We start from the raw sequence: 17,024 nt of genomic DNA on the forward strand, positions 1-17,024 counted from the left end.
GGTTTTTCAGTCTGAATTGCACGTTTTGCCAGAATCCAGGTCAGAGTCAGGCGCTATTCTTGGCTTCACCCTTCAGCCGTTCGATCGCCATCAGCACCCGTTCTGGTGTTGCAGGAGCGTCGAGACGCGGACAGATCTTATGATCGGCCACACTTGCCACCGCGTCCGACAGCGCATGCAGCACAGACATGCCGAGCGGGAAGGGCGGTTCGCCGACCGCCTTGGAACGGTGCACCGTCGGCTCGTTGGCCTCCGGCCAGTCGGCCAGCGTGACGTTGAATATCTTCGGCCGGTCGGACGCGAGCGGGATCTTATAGGTCGACGGCGCATGCGTGCGCAGCCGGCCCTTGTCGTCCCACCACAGCTCCTCCGTCGTCAGCCAGCCCATGCCCTGGATGAAGCCGCCCTCGATCTGGCCGAGATCGATGGCGCGGTTCAGCGAGCGGCCGGTTTCATGCAATATGTCGGTGCGCTCGACGACATATTCGCCGGTCAGCGTGTCGACCGAGACTTCCGAGCACGAGGCGCCATAGGCGAAATAATAGAACGGACGGCCCTCGCCCTTGTCACGGTTCCAGTGGATTTTCGGCGTCTTGTAAAAACCCGCCGCCGACAGTTGGATGCGGGCCATATAGGCCTGCTTGACAAGGTCGGTGAAGGCGATCTCCTGGTTGCCGATGCGCACCCGGTTGGGCAGGAAAAGCACCTGCTCGCGCGGCACCTGGTATTTTTCGGCGGCGAAGTCGGTCAGCCGTTCCTTGATCTGGCGGGCGCCGTTCTGCGCCGCCATGCCGTTGAGGTCGGTGCCGGACGACGCCGCGGTGGCCGAAGTGTTGGGCACCTTGCCGGTGGTCGTCGCGGTGATCTTGACCTGGTCGAGGTCGATCTGGAACTCTTCCGCCACCACCTGCGCCACCTTGACGTAGAGGCCTTGCCCCATCTCGGTGCCGCCGTGATTCAGATGCACCGAACCATCGGTGTAGACATGCACCAGCGCGCCGGCCTGGTTGTAGTGGGTGGCTGTGAAAGAGATGCCGAATTTGACCGGCGTCAGCGCCAGGCCGCGCTTGATGAAGCGGCTGTTGGCATTGAAGGCCTGGATGATGCGGCGGCGCCCCGCATAGTCGGCGCTCGCCTCCAGCTCGGCGACGATGCGGTGGATGATGTTGTCCTCGACCGTCTGGTGATAAGGGGTGACGTTGCGGCCCCCGTCTTTATCACCACTGGTGCCATAAAAATTCTGCTTGCGGATTTCGAGCGGGTCCTTGCCGACGGCAAAGGCAACCTCGTCGATGACCCGTTCGGCGCCGACCATGCCCTGCGGGCCGCCGAAGCCGCGAAACGCCGTGTTCGACACGGTGTTGGTGTAAAGCGGCGCCGATTGCGCATGCACCGCCGGCCAGAAATAGGTGTTGTCGCAATGGAACAGCGCGCGGTCGGTGACCGGTCCGGACAGGTCCGAGGAAAAGCCGCAACGCGCCGCAAACATGAAATCGACGCCTAAAATGTTGCCGTCGTCGTCGAAGCCAACGTCGTATTCGACAAGGAAATCATGGCGCTTGCCGGTGGCGATCATGTCGTCGTCGCGGTCGGGCCGGATTTTTACCGCGCGATGGTGTTTCTTGGCGGCGATCGCAGCCAATGCCGCAAACTGGTTGCCTTGCGTCTCCTTCCCGCCGAAGCCGCCACCCATGCGGCGGATTTCCACTGTGATGGCGTTGCTCGGCACGCCCAGCGCATGGCTGACCATATGCTGGACTTCGCTCGGATGCTGGGTCGAGGAATAGATGGTGACGTCCTGGTCTTCGCCGGGGATGGCCACGGCGATATGGCCTTCGAGATAGAAATGCTCCTGGCCGCCGATGCGCATCTTGCCCTTCAGCCGGCGCGGCGCCGCCTTGATCGCGGCAGCGGCATCGCCACGCTTCAGCGTGAGCGGCGGCGTGACCAGCTTGTCCTTGCGGGGGTCGAGGTCGCCAATGTCGGTGACGAAAGGCAATGGACTGTATTCGACCTTGGCCAGCCGGGTGGCGCGGCGCGCCTGTTCGCGCGTCTTGGCAATAACGCAGAAGATCGGCTGACCATAAAACTGCACCTTGTCGTCGGCCAGCACCGGCTCGTCGTGGCGGCCGGTCGGCGAGATGTCATTTTCGCCCGGAACGTCCTTGGCCGTCAGCACATCGACGACGCCCGGCGCCGCGCGCACCGCCGACAGATCCATTTTGCTGATCGTCGCATGCGTCGCCGTGGACAGGCCGAGGCAGCCATGCAGCATGCCCGCCGGTTCCGGCATATCGTCGATATAGACCGCGCTGCCGCTGACATGCTTGTGCGCGGAATCGTGGCGCTGGTCGGCGGCGACGCCACCGGAAATCTTCTGCGCCTTGAGATCTGGAGAGGCGTGCTTGTTCATCAGGCCGCCTCGTTGCGCGACACCTGGAACGGCGCCTTGCTGCCGCTGGTTTCGGCAAAAAAGCGCAGCAGCAGGTTCCTGGCCGCCAGCGCCCGGTATTCGGCCGATGCCCGCATATCGGTCAGCGGGGTGAAATCGCCGGCATATTCAGCCATGGCCGCTTCCACCGTCGTCTCCGTCCACGGCTTGCCGAGCAGCGCTTTTTCGACACCGAAAGCCCGCTTCGGGGTGGCCGCCATGCCGCCATAGGCGATGCATATATCGGCCACGGTTCCGTCCTTGGCCAAGTCGAGGAAAAAGGCGCCAAGGGCTGCGGTGATGTCCTCGTCGCGGCGCTTGGTGATCTTGTAGACGGCAAACTTCGTGCCCTTGGCCGGCACGGGAACGTGCACGGCCTCGACGAATTCGCCTGGCTGCCGGTCCTGCTTGCCATAGGCGATGAAGAAATCCTCGAGCGCGATGGTGCGCCGCTTCTTGCCGCGGCGCAGCGTCAGTTGCGCACCAAGCGCGATCAGGGGCGGCGGCGTGTCGCCGATCGGCGAGCCATTGGCGATGTTGCCGCCGATGGTGCCCATGTTTCGTACCTGTTCGCCGCCGATGCGGTCGAACAATGGCCCGAGCGCGGGGATGCGCTTGGCCAGTGTCGCGAAGGCGTCGGTGTAGGTGACGCCGGCGCCGATGGTGATGACGTCATTGTCTTCGGAGATCGCGCACAGCCCCTCGAGATTGCCGATGAAGACTACCGGTGAGATGTCGCGCATGTGCTTGGTGACCCACAGGCCGACGTCGGTCGAGCCGGCGACAACAGTGGCGCCGGGCTCCTTGTCCAGTACAGCGGCGAAATCGTCGACGTCAGCCGGCACAACCAGCCGCTGCTTGCCGGCGCCGATTTCGACGCGGGCACCGTCATGCATAGCCTCGAGCCTGGCGGTGATCGCCTTGCGCTCGGCCGCCAGCGGATCCTTCGCCGCCTTGCCGTAGCTGGAGATGGCACGCGCGGCGCGCATGATTGCCTCATAGCCGGTGCAGCGGCAAAGATTGCCTTGCAAGGCCTTTTCGATCGCGGCATTCGACGGGTCCGGCGACTTCATCCACAGGCCGTAGAGCGACATGACGAAGCCCGGCGTGCAGAAGCCGCATTGCGAACCGTGGAAATCGACCATCGCCTGCTGCACCGGATGCAATTGGCCAGGCGCGCCGCGCAGATGCTCGACGGTGACGACATGGGTGCCGTCGAGCGAGCCCAGGAAGCGGATGCAGGCATTGACGCTTTCATAAACCAGCTTGCCGGCGGACAATTTTCCGACCAGCACCGTGCAGGCGCCGCAATCGCCCTCGGCGCAGCCTTCCTTGGTGCCGCGCAGCGAGCGGTCGAGCCGCAACCAGTCGAGCAAGGTCGCGTCGGGCGCCACCGACAGCGCGACATCCCTGCCATTGAGGATGAAGCGGATCTCGTTGCGTATGGTGATCTTGGCCATGCGTCAGCTCCCCCTGTAGGTCGAGTAGCCATAAGGAGAGATAAGCAACGGCACGTGATAATGCACGGATTCCGCCATGCCGAAGCGGATCGGCACACTGTCGAGGAAGGCCGGTTCCGGCAGTTTGGTGCCCTGGCCGCGTAGATAGTCACCGGCGGCGAACACCAGTTCGTATTCGCCGAGGCGGAATTCCGCTCCTGCCAGCAGCGGCGCATCGCAGCGGCCGTCGGCATTTGTGACGACGGTCTTCAAATGTATCCGCGCGTCGCTCTCAAGATGATAAAGCGCGATCGACAGGCCCGCCGCCGGCTTGCCGGTCGCGGTGTCGAGCACATGCGTCGTCAGACGTCCGCCATCGGCTTTCGACGTTTCTGCCACTGGCGCCTCCCATTTCCGATACAGCCGAACAAAGCAGTGAATTGTGCGCCAATTAAAGGCGATGCATAAGTCCCGGTCGAGCGGAGTGGCACAAAAACACTTTCAAAAATTTCGGGGGAATGCGCGAGCAACCCTTTCGACTATCCTGATCATAACTTCCGGCAGCGTCCGGCGGGGAGGGGCAATGCGTTACTCTAGAGACATGCGCGGCTACGGAGCCAATCCGCCGGATCCGAAATGGCCGGGCGGTGCGCATGTGGCCGTCCAATTCGTCGTCAACTACGAGGAAGGCGGCGAGAACTGCGTGCTGCACGGCGACAAGGCCTCGGAAGCCTTCCTGTCGGAAATCGTCGGCGCCGCGCCCTGGGTCGGCCAGCGCCACTGGAACATGGAATCGATCTACGAATATGGCGCGCGGGCAGGCTTCTGGCGGCTGCTGCGCCTGTTCAGCGAGGCGCAAGTGCCGGTGACCTGCTACGGGGTCGCCTCAGCATTAGCCCGGTCGCCCGACCAGGTGGCGGCGATGCAGGAGGCCGGCTGGGAAATGGCCTCGCACGGCCTGAAATGGATCGACTACCGCGACCACAGCGCCGAGGACGAGCGCCGCGACCTCGAAGCGGCGATCAAGCTGCACTACGAGGTGACGGGCCAACGGCCGACCGGCTGGTACACCGGCCGCACCTCGGTCAATACGGTGCGGTTGGTGGCCGAAGAGGGCGGCTTCGACTATGTGTCGGACACTTATGACGACGAACTGCCCTACTGGTTCGAGCACAGCGGCGGCGCGCAACTCGTCATCCCCTACACGCTCGATGCCAACGACATGCGTTTCGCCACGCCGCAGGGATTCAATTCCGGCGACCAGTTCTTCGCCTATTTGAAGGACAGTTTCGACACGCTCTATGCCGAGGGCAAAGCGGGCCGGCCGCGGATGATGAATATCGGCCTGCATTGCCGCCTCGTCGGACGTCCCGGGCGGGTGGCGGCGCTGAAGCGCTTCGTCGACTATGTCAGATCGCACGACAAGGTCTGGCTGGCACGGCGCGTCGATATCGCCAGGCACTGGCAGGAGAACCACCCCTACCAGCCGGCGGCGCTCAAGCCGTCGAAGATGGCGTTCGAGACCTTCGTCGACACTTTCGGCGGCGTGTTCGAACATTCGCCCTGGGTCGCCGAACGTGCCTATGAGCTGGAGCTTGGGCCGGCGCATGACAGCGCCGGCGGCCTGCACAATGCGCTCTGCCGCGTCTTCCGCGCCGCCAGCGAAACCGAGCGGATCGGCGTCCTCAACGCCCATCCCGATCTCGCTGGCAAACTGGCCAAGGCGCGGCGGCTGACGGCGGAATCCACACGCGAGCAGGCTTCCGCCGGCCTAGACGCGCTGACCGACAAGGAGCGCGAGCTGTTTTCCAAGCTCAACGCCGCTTACGTCACCACCTTCGGCTTTCCCTTCATCATCGCGGTGCGGGGCAAGACCAAGAAGGAGATCCTCGCCGAGTTCGAGGCGCGCATCGGCAACAGCCGCGGCATCGAACTCGATACCGCCTGCAAACAGGTCGAGCGCATTGCGCTGCTCCGCCTGAAAGACATGCTCCCGCTCTAATGAAATGACTGAGGGGTCAGGACCCAATGGATATGATCAAGACTGACCAGAAAACCTATTACGCGCCGCATGGCGGCCATCCCGGCCAAAATGAGCTTTTGACCGGCCGCGCCGTCTTCACCGAGGCCTATGCGGTCATACCAAAGGGGGTGATGCAGGACATCGTCACCAGCCCCCTGCCGTTCTGGGACGAGACCAGGGCCTGGATCATCGCCAGGCCGCTTTCGGGTTTCGCCGAGACATTTTCGCAGTACATCGTCGAGGTCCTGCCCGGCGGCGGCAGCGACCGGCCCGAGCCGGACGCCGGCGCCGAGGGCGTGCTGTTCGTGGTTGAGGGCGAGTTGACCGTTTCGCTGGCCGGCAAGAAGCACGTGCTGCAAGCCGGCGGTTTTGCCTTCCTGCCGCCGGACAGCGGCTGGACGGTGCGCAACGAAGGTCGCGACGCCGTACGCTTCCACTGGATCAGGAAGGCCTATGAGGCCGTCGACGGCATCGACGCGCCGGAAGTCCTGTTCAGCAGTGACCAGCAAATGGCGCCGACGCCGATGCCCGGCACCGAGGGTCGCTGGGCGACGACCCGTTTCGTCGATCCAGCCGACATGCGCCACGACATGCATGTCACCATCGTTACGCTCGAGCCTGGCGCCGTCATCCCGTTTGCCGAGACGCATGTCATGGAGCACGGGCTCTATGTCTTGGAAGGCAAGGCGGTCTACCGCCTCAACCAGGACTGGGTCGAGGTCGAGGCCGGCGACTTCATGTGGCTGCGCGCCTTCTGCCCGCAGGCCTGCTACGCGGGCGGCCCAGGCAAATTCCGCTATCTCCTTTACAAGGACGTCAACCGGCACGCCAAGCTCGGCGGGGCGGGCATTGGCGGTCGCGCGCGGTGACCCGCATCACAGCGCGGCCGCTGACGCGCGAAAGCTTTGCCGGCTTCGGCGATGTCATCGACATGGGCGGCGGCAATCACTACCCGATCAATGGCGGCAAGACCGAGCGCTACCACAATCTCGCCACCGCTGAAGCCGCGGGACCGAATGCCCGCGTGCTGATCTCGATGGCGCGCGGCACGCCTTACGACCTGCCGCTGAAGCTGACCATGGTCGAGCGCCATCCCTTGGGCAGCCAGGCGTTCATCCCGCTGTCGCCGCGGCCTTTCCTGGTCGTCGTCTGCCATGACGGCAAGGACGGTCCGGGCGAGCCGCACGCCTTCATCACCGCACCCGGGCAAGGCGTCAACTATCCGCGCAATCTCTGGCACGGCGTGCTGACGCCGCTCGGCGAAGCGCAGGATTTCGTCATCGTCGACCGCGGCGGTGACGGCTCCAACCTCGAAGAGTTCCATTTCTCGCACCCCTACGAAATCCATCTCCCCAACGAGACCTGAGAAATGACCGACATATCGCTGATCGACCGCCTGCTCGATGTCATCGAGCACGACATCGTGCCGAAAACGGCAGAGGGCGTGGCCCATGGGAACAAGCTGTTCGGCGCCGCCATCCTGCGGAAGGGCGACCGCTCGCTGGTGCTGGCCGAAACCAACAACGAGATGGAAAATCCGCTCTGGCATGGCGAGGTGCACTGCCTGAAGCGTTTCTATGAAATGCCGAAAGCCGAGCGCGTCGACACCAAGGACGCCATCTTCATCGCCACGCATGAGCCCTGCTCGCTCTGCCTGTCGGCGATCACCTGGACCGGCTTCGACAATTTCTACTACCTCTTCAGCCACGAGGATTCACGCGACAGCTTTGCGATCCCGCACGATCTGAAAATCCTGAAAGAGGTCTTCACTCTTGATCCCGGCGGCTACAATGCCGAGAACGCTTATTGGAAGAGTTTTTCCATTCGCAGGCTGGTGCGGGCGCTGCCCGAGGCCGAGCGCGGCCGGCTTGAGGCAAGGATCGGCAATATTTCCGCCCGCTACGACGAACTGTCCGGCGCTTATCAGGCGCGCAAGGCCGAAAACGACATTCCGCTGAACTGACGCGGATTGCCTAGCCTACCTTCGCGTTTTTCAGCACCTCGTTGATCCTGGCCTGCCAGCCCTTGCCGGTCGCCTTGAATTTACTGATGACATCCTGATCCAGACGGATGGACACGACTTGCTTAGGCTTCTCCACGGCTGGCCGGCCACGAGCACGCCTTATGCTCTCGAAAAGTTCTGGAAACACTTCCGCGAAAGGCCTGGCCTGCGCCAACTGTTCGTCTGTCGTCTCCGCATCGTCGGGATCATCAACAATTTGTCTTTGAATTTCCACTTCCTCCGCATCGGTAAGCGGTCGAACACGCGATTTAGGATTGTTCATATACTGACCTTTCCTTTCGGCTGGCACGGCGCATCGAGATCACCGAAATCGCCTCCGAACCAAGCGGCTTGAAAATCACGGCCAGGATGATCTCTCCGAATTCGCCAATCGCCTTGAACCGGTCGGCCTTGGCTGGAAGGACGGTTGAAGTCGCAAAAAACTCAATATCGAGTTCGGCAAAATCGAGACCCCGGCTGTCCAGGTTCGTCACGCGCTTTGGCTCATCCCAAACGATTTTTCAGGCGAAACCATCCTCATCACGTTGGGTTCAGTTAATAAATGTAATACATTAATTATAATCCTGCAACATCAGGGCAAAACAATCGGGCTACATATCGTGGCGTCGTCGCGGCGACACCGGCCGTCGCCCGTTTGACTTCATGACATGCCCGCTTCATGCGTCACTGACATCCTGGAGCATCGCATGAAAACCATCACCGAATTTCCCCGCAAGGTCGTCGAATTCCCCGATATGGGCATCGTCATGCCGGATGGTTGCCGGCTGTCGGCGCGGGTTTGGATGCCGGAGGACGCCAGCAGCGATCCGGTGCCGGCGATCCTCGAGCACCTGCCCTACCGCAAGCGCGACGGCACCATCTTTCGCGATCAGCTGACGCATCCCTATTTCGCCGGCCACGGCTACGCCTCGATCCGCGTCGACATGCGCGGCAATGGCGATTCCGAAGGGCTGATGGACGACGAATATTCCGAACAGGAATTGCAGGACGCCTGCGATGTGATTGCCTGGGCGGCAGCACAGCCCTGGTGCAACGGCAGTGTCGGCATGATGGGCATTTCCTGGGGCGGCTTCAACTGCCTGCAGGTGGCGGCCAAGCAGCCGCCGGCGCTGAAGGCGGTGATCAGCCTGTGCTCGACCGTCGACCGCTACGCCGACGACATCCACTACAAGGGCGGCTGCCTTTTGACGGAAAATTTCGGCTGGGCCTCGACCATGTTGTCCTATTCGTCGCGACCGCCGGATCCGCTGATTGCGGGCGACAACCGCTGGCGCGACCTCTGGCTGACGCGGCTGGAGAACCAGTCTTTCCTTCTGCCGCTCTGGCTCAGCCATCAGCATCGCGACGCCTATTGGAAACGCGGTTCGATCTGCGAGGATTTCTCCGCGGTCAAAGCCGCCGTGCTGTCGATCGGCGGCTGGCATGACGGCTACCGCAACACGATCTCGCACCTCGTCGCCAACATCCAGGCGCCGGTGAAGGGCATTGTCGGGCCGTGGATCCACAAATACCCGCATTATGCCGGGCCAACACCCGCCATCGGCTTCCTGCAGGAGGCGTTGCGCTGGTGGGACCGCTGGCTGAAAGGCGTCGACACCGGTGTCGAGGCCGACCCGGACTATCGCGCCTATGTCATGGACAGTGTGCGCCCCGCGCGCTGGCACCCGGAGCGGCTGGGCCGTTGGGTGGCCGAACAGGAATGGCCGTCTCCCAACATCAAGGTCGGGGCGATCGAACTCATTGCTGACGGCGTCAGGCCGGCGATCGTGGCGACCCCGCAAAGCTGCGGGCTCGCCGGCGGCGAATATTTTCCCTTCACCTTTGGCCCGGAACTGCCGGGCGACCAGCGCCCGGACGACGCGCTGTCCGTCTGCTTCGATCAGCCTGTGCTTGCCGAGGCACTCGACATCGTCGGCGCGCCGGAGCTTCTCATCCGGGTGTCGTCCGATCGCCCGCAGGCGAACATCGCGGTGCGGCTGTGCGACGTGCACCCCGACGGCGCCTCGGAACTGATCTCCTACGGCGTGCTCAACCTGACGCATCGTTCTTCGCACGAACAGCCGCAAGCGCTGGTGCCGGGCGAAACGGTTTCGGCGCGCGTTATTCTCGACCAGTGCGCCTACCGCGTGCCGGCCGGACACCGCCTGCGCATCGCGGTTTCCAATGCTTACTGGCCGATGATCTGGCCGTCGCCGGAGCCGGTGCGGCTAGACCTTTCAGCGGCGACGCTGAGGCTGCCGCTGCGCCCGCTCGCAAAAGCCGACGAGACCTCGTTCCAGTCTCCCGAAGGCGCAACACCCTGGGCAACCGCGACAGTTCGTGCAGCGAATTCCGAGCGTCACGTCGATCGCGATGAGAAGACCGGCATCGTCACGCTGTCGATCACGGATGATTTCGGAGAAGTGCGCGATCTCGCGCATGGACTGGCCAATGGCAGCATTGCCCGCGAGAGCTGGACGATCCACCCCGACGAGCCGCTGTCTGCCTCGGGTCGCACGCACTGGACGCAGACCTTGTCGCGAAACGGATGGTCGGTTCGCACCGAGACGTCGGCTGAAATGCGCTGCGATGCGCAAAACTTCATCGTCAGCGCCAGAATCGAAGCCTATGAGGGCGAAACGCTGGTTTTCGAACGCGATTTCGAAGAGACGATCCCGCGCGACCTGCTCTGAGCGTCGACCCGACTGGTCCAGTTGCGACGCACGATTTACGCCACGGCATGTCGCATTCCGTCTTGCTTACGGCTTTGCCTTCCGGTCAATATCCCTTTGGTAACAACAAGCAAAAAACGACCATAAGGTCGAACCAACAGAGTGAGGAACTCAAATGTCCAACGAACTCGAATATCTGAGCCGGCGCGTTGCGTCCGGCAAGCTGAGCCGTCGTGATTTCCTCGGCCGCGCCGCCGCACTCGGCGTCACAGCGCCCTTCGCCAATATGCTGCTTTCCAGTGCGGCTCGTGCGGAAGGCCCGGTCAAGGGCGGCACGCTGAAGGCCGGCCTCGTCGGCGGCGAATCCACGAACAGCCTGGACCCGGCTTTGTTCATGACGCAAGTGCCGTTCGCCTTTGGCAAGATGTGGGGCGAACTGATCGTCGAGCTGTCTCCGGAAGGCAAGCTCGAGAACCGCATCGCCGAAGAGATCGGCTCGTCGGACGACGCCAAGGTGTGGACGCTGAAAATCCGAGACGGCGTCGAATTCCACAACGGCAAGACGGTGACCGCTGAGGATGTGGCGGCAACGCTCGAGCGCCATTCCGATGAAAAGTCGAAGTCCGGCGCGCTAGGCTACATGAAGGGCATCGACAGCATCAAGGCCAGTGGCAAGGAAGTCGTCCTGACGTTGAAGGAGGCCAACGCCGACCTTCCCTATCTCCTCAGCGACTACCACCTCATCGTCCAGCCCAACGGCGGCAAGGACAAGGCGGATGCCGGCATCTCGGCAGGACCCTACAAGGTCACCACCAACGAGCCCGGCGTGCGCCATGGCGGCGAGCGCTTCGCCAATTACTGGCAGGCCGACAAGATGGGCCATGCCGACCAGATCGAGATCATCGTCATCAACGACGCGACCGCGCGCACGGCGGCCCTGCAGGGCGGCCAGGTCAACATGATCAACCGCGTCGAGCCGAAGATCGTCGACCTGATCAAGCGTGTACCGGGCGTCACCATCCGCAACCATGCCGGCCCCGGCCACTATGTCTTCATCATGCATTGCAACACCGCGCCCTTCGACAACAGCGACCTGCGCATGGCGCTGAAGCTCGCGATCGACCGTGAGGAGATGCTGAACAAGGTGCTGCGCGGCTACGGCTCGCTCGGCAACGACTTCCCGATCAATTCGTCCTATCCGCTGTTTTCCGAGATCGAGCAGCGCAAATATGATCCCGACAAGGCCAAGTTCCACTACAAGAAGTCGGGCCATGACGGCACCGTGCTGCTGCGCACCTCCGACGTCGCCTTCCCGGGCGCGGTCGACGCCTCGCAGCTCTTCCAGCAGAGCGCGGCCAAGGCCGGCATCAAGATCGAGCTCAAGCGCGAGCCCGGCGACGGCTACTGGAACGAGGTCTGGAACAAGCAGCCCTTCTGCGCCTCCTATTGGGGCGGCCGCTCGACCCAGGACCAGATGTACTCGACCGCCTATCTGTCGACCGCCGACTGGAACGACACCCGTTTCAAGCGTCCGGACTTCGACAAGCTGGTGCTGGCTGCACGCGCCGAACTCGACGAGACCAAGCGCAAGCAGATGTACCACGACATGGCCGTGCTGGTGCGCGACGAGGGCGGCCTGATCCTGCCGATGTTCAATCAGTTCATCGATGCGACAGGCGCCAAGGTCGGCGGCTGGGTCGACGATCCGCATCAGGAGCTGATGAACGGCTACGCGCTGGCGAAGTGCTGGCTCGAAGCCTGAGCCCGGCTTTGCGGATATGTCCTCACCCGTCGTGAAACTTGTAGCCCAGCGCGTTGCGCTGGGCATCGTCCTCTTGCTGGCCGTTTCGGTCCTGATCTTCGCCGGCACCCAGATCCTGCCCGGCGACGTCGCGCAAGCCATTCTCGGACAGTCGGCGACGCCGGAATCGCTCGCCAATTTGCGCGAGCAGCTCGGCCTCAATCAGCCGGCTTACATCAGGTATTTCCATTGGCTCGGCGGTGCACTCACCGGCGACCTCGGCACGGCGATGTCGAGCGGCCAGGATATCGCGACCTCGATCAAGGGGCGGCTGTGGAACACGCTGTTTCTCGCCTTCTGGGCGGCGGTCGTGGCCGTGCCGCTGGCGATCATCCTCGGCCTGATCGCCGTGCGTTACCGCAACGGTTGGGTCGACAAGCTGATCTCCGGCCTGGCGCTCGCCTCGACCTCCTTCCCGGAATTCTTCATCGGCTATGTGCTCGTCTACTTCTTTGCCGTGAAGTATCAATGGTTCCCGGCCATTTCCACGGTCTATGACGGCATGCCGTTCGGCGAGCGTATGCAGGCGATCGCGTTGCCGGCCGCCGCGCTGACGCTGGTTGTGCTGGCGCATATGATGCGCATGACCCGCGCGGCCATCCTCAACGTCATGCAGTCGGCCTATGTCGAGACGGCTGAACTGAAAGGCCTGTCGGCCTTCAACGTCATCCGCAAGCATGCTTTCCCCAACGCCATCGCGCCGATCATCAATGTCGTCATGCTCAACCTCGCCTACCTCATCGTCGGCGTCGTCGTGGTCGAGGTGATCTTCGTCTATCCCGGCATGGGGCAATATCTGGTCGACCACGTCACCAAGCGCGACGTGCCGGTGGTGCAGGCCGTCGGCCTGATCTTTGCCGCTGTCTACATCACTCTCAACATCATCGCGGACATCGGGGCGATTGTCGCCAATCCGCGCCTCAGACATCCGAAATAGGCGGCGGGCATGCTCGATATCAAACGCATCCCCATTCCCGCGCTGATTGGCATCGTACTGACGACGATGTTCGTCGTGGCGGCTGTCTTCGCGCCATGGATCGCACCACACGGCAATGCCGAGATTGTCAGCGACGTTCCTTGGGAACCGATGTCCGCAGCGCATTGGCTGGGCACCGACAATCTCGGCCGTGATCTTCTGTCGCGCATGATCTACGGCGCTCGCATCACGCTGTTCATTGCGGTGCTGGCCACCGCGCTGTCATTCTCGCTCGGCGCCATCCTCGGCTTTTCGGCGGCGGTGTTCGGCGGCTGGTTCGACACGCTGCTGTCGCGCCTTGTCGATCTGCTGATGTCGATCCCGACCCTGATCATGGCGCTCGTCGTGCTTTCGGTGCTGCCGACCAACCTGGTGACGCTGATCTTGGTGATGGGCGTCCTCGACTCGACCCGCGTCTACCGGCTGTCGCGCGCGGTGGCCGTCGACATCAACGTCATGGATTATGTCGAGGCCGCCAAGCTGCGGGGCGAAGGCAGCGGCTGGATCATCTTCCGCGAGATCCTGCCCAACGCGCTGTCGCCGCTGGTCTCGGAACTTGGCCTGCGCTTCATCTACGCGGTGCTGTTCTTGTCGACGCTGTCCTTTCTCGGCCTCGGCGTGCAACCGCCGGATGCCGACTGGGGCGGCATGGTCAAGGAAAACAAGGACGGCATCGTCTTCGGTATCGGGGCGGCACTCATCCCCGCCGCGGCGATCGCAGCACTGGCGATTTCGGTCAATCTGGTCGCCGATTGGGTGCTCAACCGCACGACAAGCCTGAAGGGAGGACGCGGGTGATGGCTGACACAAAAGCAAAGCCCGGCCTGCTGCTCGATATCCGCAATCTGCGCATCGAGGCGACAGTGTTTCCGCCCGGCGAGGTGCCGAAGAACATCGTGCTGGTCCACGATGTCTCGCTGACGCTGGAAAAGGGCAAGGTGCTCGGCCTGATCGGCGAGTCCGGCGCCGGCAAGTCGACCATCGGCCTGTCGTCGATGGGCTATGGCCGTGGCGGCGTGCGCATCACCGGCGGAGAGGTGCTGCTCAACGGCCGCGATATCCTCAAGGGGGGCAAGGAAGGTTTCCGCAAATTGCGCGGCCGCGAGGTCTGCTATGTCGCGCAGTCGGCGGCCGCCGCCTTCAACCCGGCGCACAAGCTGATGGACCAGGTGGTGGAAGCAACGCTGCTGCACGGCACGGCGACACGCGCCGAGGCCGAGAAACGTGCCGTGGCGTTGTTCAAGAAGCTCAGCCTGCCAAACCCCGAAATCATCGGCGAACGGTTCCCGCACCAGGTCTCCGGCGGCCAGTTGCAGCGCGTGATGACGGCGATGGCGCTGTGTTCGGAACCCGACCTGATCGTCTTTGACGAGCCGACCACGGCGCTCGACGTGACGACGCAGATCGACGTGCTGGCGGCGATCAAGGACGCCATCCGCGACACCCATGTCGCGGCGCTCTACATTACCCACGATCTTGCCGTCGTCGCCCAGGTCTCGGACGAGATCATGGTGCTGCGCCATGGCAGGCTGGTCGAATGGGGCGGCACTCGCCAGATCATCAAGGAGCCGCGCCAGGAATACACCAATGCGCTGGTCTCGGTGCATGAGATCGAGCATGCCGAGCAGAAGCCCGGCGCCGCGCCGTTCCTGTCGGTCAAGAACGTCACCGCCGCTTACGGCGGCAGCCACGTCAAGGTGCTGAAGAACGTCTCGGTCGACATCTATCCGGGACAGACGCTGGCCGTCGTCGGTGAATCCGGCTCCGGCAAGTCGACGCTGGCGCGCGCCATCACCGGGCTGTTGCCGCCGGAAGAAGGCACCGTCACCTTCGACGGCAGGCCGCTCGCCAACAGGCTTGCCGACCGGCCGAAGGAGGATCTGCGGCAATTGCAGATGATCTACCAGATGGCCGACGTGGCGATGAACCCGCGCCAGACCGTCGGCACCATCATCGGCCGGCCCCTGGAATTCTACTTCGGCATACGCGGCCGCGAGCGCGACAAGCGCGTCGCCGAACTGCTCGACGAGATCGAGATGGGCAAGGGCTTTCTCGATCGTTATCCGGCCGAACTCTCCGGAGGCCAGAAACAGCGCGTCTGTATCGCCCGCTCGCTCGCCGCCAAGCCCAAGCTGATCATCTGCGACGAGGTGACATCGGCGCTCGACCCGCTGGTGGCGAACGGCATTCTCAAGCTGCTGCTCAACCTGCAGCAGCACGAGAAGGTCGCCTACCTCTTCATCACTCACGATCTGGCGACGGTGAAGTCGATCGCCGATTCGATCGCGGTGATGTACCGCGGCGAGGTGGTGCGCTACGGCGCCAAGAGCAAGGTGCTGACGCCGCCCTTCGACGCCTATACCGACCTGCTGCTGTCGTCCGTTCCCGAGATGGAGATCGGCTGGCTGGAAAAGGCGATCAAGGGACGGCGCATGGCGAGCGCGGGGAATTAGTAGGGAATTCGCGGCCTTTGTCGCGAAAACTTCTTTCAACGACAAAAGCTTTCCGGAGCCGCCCATGGCGCTCAAGACCAAACTGCTGCTCATCATTCTCGATGGCGTGCCCTACCGGAACTGGCGCCGGCTGATGGGCAATCTCGAGGGCTGGGTGCAGTCGGGCGAGGCGCAGGTGTGGAAGATGCGCTCGGTGCTGCCGTCTACTTCGGCCTGCTGCTATGCTTCGATTCATACCGGGGTTTCGCCTCAGGAGCACGGCATCCTGTCCAACGAAAACCGGTTTCTCGTCAACAAGCCGGATATTTTCTCCGAAGTCAGCAAGGCCGGCGGCAAGACCGGCGCGGTGACGCACTCCTACTGGTCCGAATTCTTCCGCTCCTATCCGTTCGACCTGATCGAGGACATGGAGTTCGACGAGCCCAACGGACCCATCACGCATGGCCGCTTCCACACCATGACCGGCTATAATGCCCGCAACCAGATGACGCCGAGCGATGTCGACCTGTTTGCGACGCTGACCATGCTGACCCGGCGCCATGATATCGACTACGGGATCCTGCACACCTGCACGCTGGATTCGATGGGTCATCGCTTCGGCCATGACTGCCACGAAATGGACCATGCCTGCTATGCGATGGACGGCATGCTGGCAGCCTTCCTGCCGGGCTGGCGGCAAGCCGGTTACGAGGTGATCGTAACCGCCGACCACGGCCAGACAGACCGCGGCCATCATGGCGGCCGCGACGATGAAATGCAGGATTTCGCGCTGTATTATTTCGGAGCCGGCAAAGGGCCGGATCCGGACACGCTGCTTGATCAGCTGCAACTGGCGCCGACGGTGCTGAAGCGGCTGGGTGTGCCGGTGCCGGAGACCATGAAGGCTAAGCCGTTTTTGGGGTGACGGAGGTCGTCGCTGAGCCGCCGTTCGCTACCCCCTCTCCCCGTCACTATACGGGGAGAGGGTAAGGGTGAGGGGCAGCGCTAACATCAAAATAAATACCCCAACGCCGGCGCCGCCCCTCATCCGCCTGCCGGCACCTTCTCCCCGTATAGTGACGGGGAGAAGGGAGACGTGTCCGAACCGGATAGATAGGTAACAGAATGGACCGATAGCATGGGTGACAGTTTTCTTGTCCGCCGGAGGACCGGCGATGGTTTGGCGAGAGACTGGCATCATGGACGAGCGGCTACGGTTTGTTGTGGAGTGTCTTTCTGGGGATGAGA

The 17,024-nt window shown here is 62.9% G+C and carries 15 protein-coding genes; 10 read left to right on the forward strand and 5 right to left on the reverse strand.

Going from position 1 to position 17,024, the window contains the following annotated elements; all coding sequences use genetic code 11:
• Positions 1-46: 46 nt before the first annotated feature.
• From xdhB to uraH, 3 genes are read right to left on the reverse strand one after another with little or no spacing between them, the layout of a single operon-like run.
• Complete coding sequence (xdhB, locus tag NKI10_RS25485; protein ID WP_352862230.1) at positions 47-2,413, reverse strand: xanthine dehydrogenase molybdopterin binding subunit; 2,367 nt, start codon at positions 2,411-2,413, stop codon at positions 47-49.
• The gene (xdhA, locus tag NKI10_RS25490) at positions 2,413-3,891 is read right to left on the reverse strand and encodes a xanthine dehydrogenase small subunit (protein ID WP_352862231.1); all 1,479 of its coding nucleotides are present in this window, start codon (positions 3,889-3,891) and stop codon (positions 2,413-2,415) included. The genes xdhB and xdhA overlap by 1 nt, the downstream gene beginning before the upstream one ends.
• A gap of 3 nt (positions 3,892-3,894) precedes the next feature.
• Positions 3,895-4,269 (reverse strand): hydroxyisourate hydrolase, encoded by a 375-nt coding sequence (uraH, locus tag NKI10_RS25495; protein WP_023694734.1) that lies wholly within the window; start codon positions 4,267-4,269, stop codon positions 3,895-3,897.
• Between the two features lie 184 nt (positions 4,270-4,453).
• Between uraH and puuE the strand changes: the two genes are divergently transcribed.
• The 4 genes from puuE to NKI10_RS25515 are packed head-to-tail and all read left to right on the forward strand — an operon-like array spanning position 4,454 to position 7,856.
• Positions 4,454-5,872 carry an allantoinase PuuE gene (gene puuE, locus NKI10_RS25500; RefSeq protein ID WP_352862232.1) on the forward strand — a complete coding sequence of 473 codons (1,419 nt, stop codon included), beginning with the start codon at positions 4,454-4,456 and terminating at the stop codon, positions 5,870-5,872.
• 32 nt (positions 5,873-5,904) lie between these two features.
• Entirely contained in the window at positions 5,905-6,762 is an 858-nt protein-coding gene (locus NKI10_RS25505) for a bifunctional allantoicase/(S)-ureidoglycine aminohydrolase (protein ID WP_460221618.1), read from the forward strand.
• Positions 6,759-7,259 carry an ureidoglycolate lyase gene (locus NKI10_RS25510; RefSeq protein ID WP_023725922.1) on the forward strand — a complete coding sequence of 167 codons (501 nt, stop codon included), beginning with the start codon at positions 6,759-6,761 and terminating at the stop codon, positions 7,257-7,259. Before NKI10_RS25505 ends, NKI10_RS25510 begins: the two co-directional genes overlap by 4 nt.
• 3 nt (positions 7,260-7,262) lie before the next feature.
• On the forward strand, positions 7,263-7,856 hold the full coding sequence (locus NKI10_RS25515) for a nucleoside deaminase (RefSeq protein ID WP_023683488.1): 594 nt from the start codon (positions 7,263-7,265) through the stop codon (positions 7,854-7,856).
• A gap of 10 nt (positions 7,857-7,866) precedes the next feature.
• On the opposite strand, the gene NKI10_RS25520 is transcribed toward NKI10_RS25515, so the two are convergent.
• Complete coding sequence (locus NKI10_RS25520) at positions 7,867-8,178, reverse strand: BrnA antitoxin family protein (RefSeq protein WP_023671384.1); 312 nt, start codon at positions 8,176-8,178, stop codon at positions 7,867-7,869.
• Positions 8,165-8,413 (reverse strand): BrnT family toxin, encoded by a 249-nt coding sequence (locus NKI10_RS25525; protein ID WP_031197083.1) that lies wholly within the window; start codon positions 8,411-8,413, stop codon positions 8,165-8,167. Before NKI10_RS25525 ends, NKI10_RS25520 begins: the two co-directional genes overlap by 14 nt.
• 189 nt (positions 8,414-8,602) lie before the next feature.
• On the opposite strand from NKI10_RS25525, the gene NKI10_RS25530 reads away from it, so the two are divergent.
• The 6 genes from NKI10_RS25530 (at position 8,603) to NKI10_RS25555 (ending at position 16,701) form a co-directional block, all read left to right on the forward strand.
• On the forward strand, positions 8,603-10,588 hold the full coding sequence (locus tag NKI10_RS25530) for a CocE/NonD family hydrolase (RefSeq protein WP_023826675.1): 1,986 nt from the start codon (positions 8,603-8,605) through the stop codon (positions 10,586-10,588).
• Positions 10,589-10,742: 154 nt separating this feature from the next.
• The gene (locus NKI10_RS25535) at positions 10,743-12,329 is read left to right on the forward strand and encodes an ABC transporter substrate-binding protein (protein WP_023671387.1); all 1,587 of its coding nucleotides are present in this window, start codon (positions 10,743-10,745) and stop codon (positions 12,327-12,329) included.
• Positions 12,330-12,345: 16 nt separating this feature from the next.
• On the forward strand, positions 12,346-13,305 hold the full coding sequence (locus NKI10_RS25540; RefSeq protein WP_023823868.1) for an ABC transporter permease: 960 nt from the start codon (positions 12,346-12,348) through the stop codon (positions 13,303-13,305).
• 9 nt (positions 13,306-13,314) lie between these two features.
• Positions 13,315-14,142, forward strand: coding sequence for an ABC transporter permease (locus NKI10_RS25545; protein WP_023703637.1), 828 nt, complete (start codon positions 13,315-13,317; stop codon positions 14,140-14,142).
• Positions 14,142-15,797: an ABC transporter ATP-binding protein gene (locus NKI10_RS25550; protein ID WP_352535465.1), complete on the forward strand. Its 1,656-nt coding sequence runs from the start codon at positions 14,142-14,144 to the stop codon at positions 15,795-15,797. The genes NKI10_RS25545 and NKI10_RS25550 overlap by 1 nt, the downstream gene beginning before the upstream one ends.
• A gap of 64 nt (positions 15,798-15,861) precedes the next feature.
• Positions 15,862-16,701, forward strand: a complete 840-nt coding sequence (locus tag NKI10_RS25555; RefSeq protein ID WP_023671391.1) for an alkaline phosphatase family protein — start codon at positions 15,862-15,864, stop codon at positions 16,699-16,701.
• Positions 16,702-17,024 lie beyond the last annotated feature (323 nt).

Origin of the sequence: Mesorhizobium sp. M0802 (genome assembly GCF_040320115.1) — a bacterium.
Taxonomy (GTDB): Bacteria; Pseudomonadota; Alphaproteobacteria; order Rhizobiales; family Rhizobiaceae; genus Mesorhizobium.

Coding starts and splice junctions, on each gene's coding strand:
- xdhB (WP_352862230.1), bottom strand. CDS start 2,413: ATGAACAAGCACGCCTCTCCAGATCTCAAGGCGCAGAAGATTTCCGGT.
- xdhA (WP_352862231.1), bottom strand. CDS start 3,891: ATGGCCAAGATCACCATACGCAACGAGATCCGCTTCATCCTCAATGGC.
- puuE (WP_352862232.1), top strand. CDS start 4,454: ATGCGTTACTCTAGAGACATGCGCGGCTACGGAGCCAATCCGCCGGAT.
- NKI10_RS25505 (WP_460221618.1), top strand. CDS start 5,905: ATGATCAAGACTGACCAGAAAACCTATTACGCGCCGCATGGCGGCCAT.
- NKI10_RS25515 (WP_023683488.1), top strand. CDS start 7,263: ATGACCGACATATCGCTGATCGACCGCCTGCTCGATGTCATCGAGCAC.
- NKI10_RS25520 (WP_023671384.1), bottom strand. CDS start 8,178: ATGAACAATCCTAAATCGCGTGTTCGACCGCTTACCGATGCGGAGGAA.
- NKI10_RS25530 (WP_023826675.1), top strand. CDS start 8,603: ATGAAAACCATCACCGAATTTCCCCGCAAGGTCGTCGAATTCCCCGAT.
- NKI10_RS25535 (WP_023671387.1), top strand. CDS start 10,743: ATGTCCAACGAACTCGAATATCTGAGCCGGCGCGTTGCGTCCGGCAAG.
- NKI10_RS25540 (WP_023823868.1), top strand. CDS start 12,346: ATGTCCTCACCCGTCGTGAAACTTGTAGCCCAGCGCGTTGCGCTGGGC.
- NKI10_RS25545 (WP_023703637.1), top strand. CDS start 13,315: ATGCTCGATATCAAACGCATCCCCATTCCCGCGCTGATTGGCATCGTA.
- NKI10_RS25550 (WP_352535465.1), top strand. CDS start 14,142: ATGGCTGACACAAAAGCAAAGCCCGGCCTGCTGCTCGATATCCGCAAT.
- NKI10_RS25555 (WP_023671391.1), top strand. CDS start 15,862: ATGGCGCTCAAGACCAAACTGCTGCTCATCATTCTCGATGGCGTGCCC.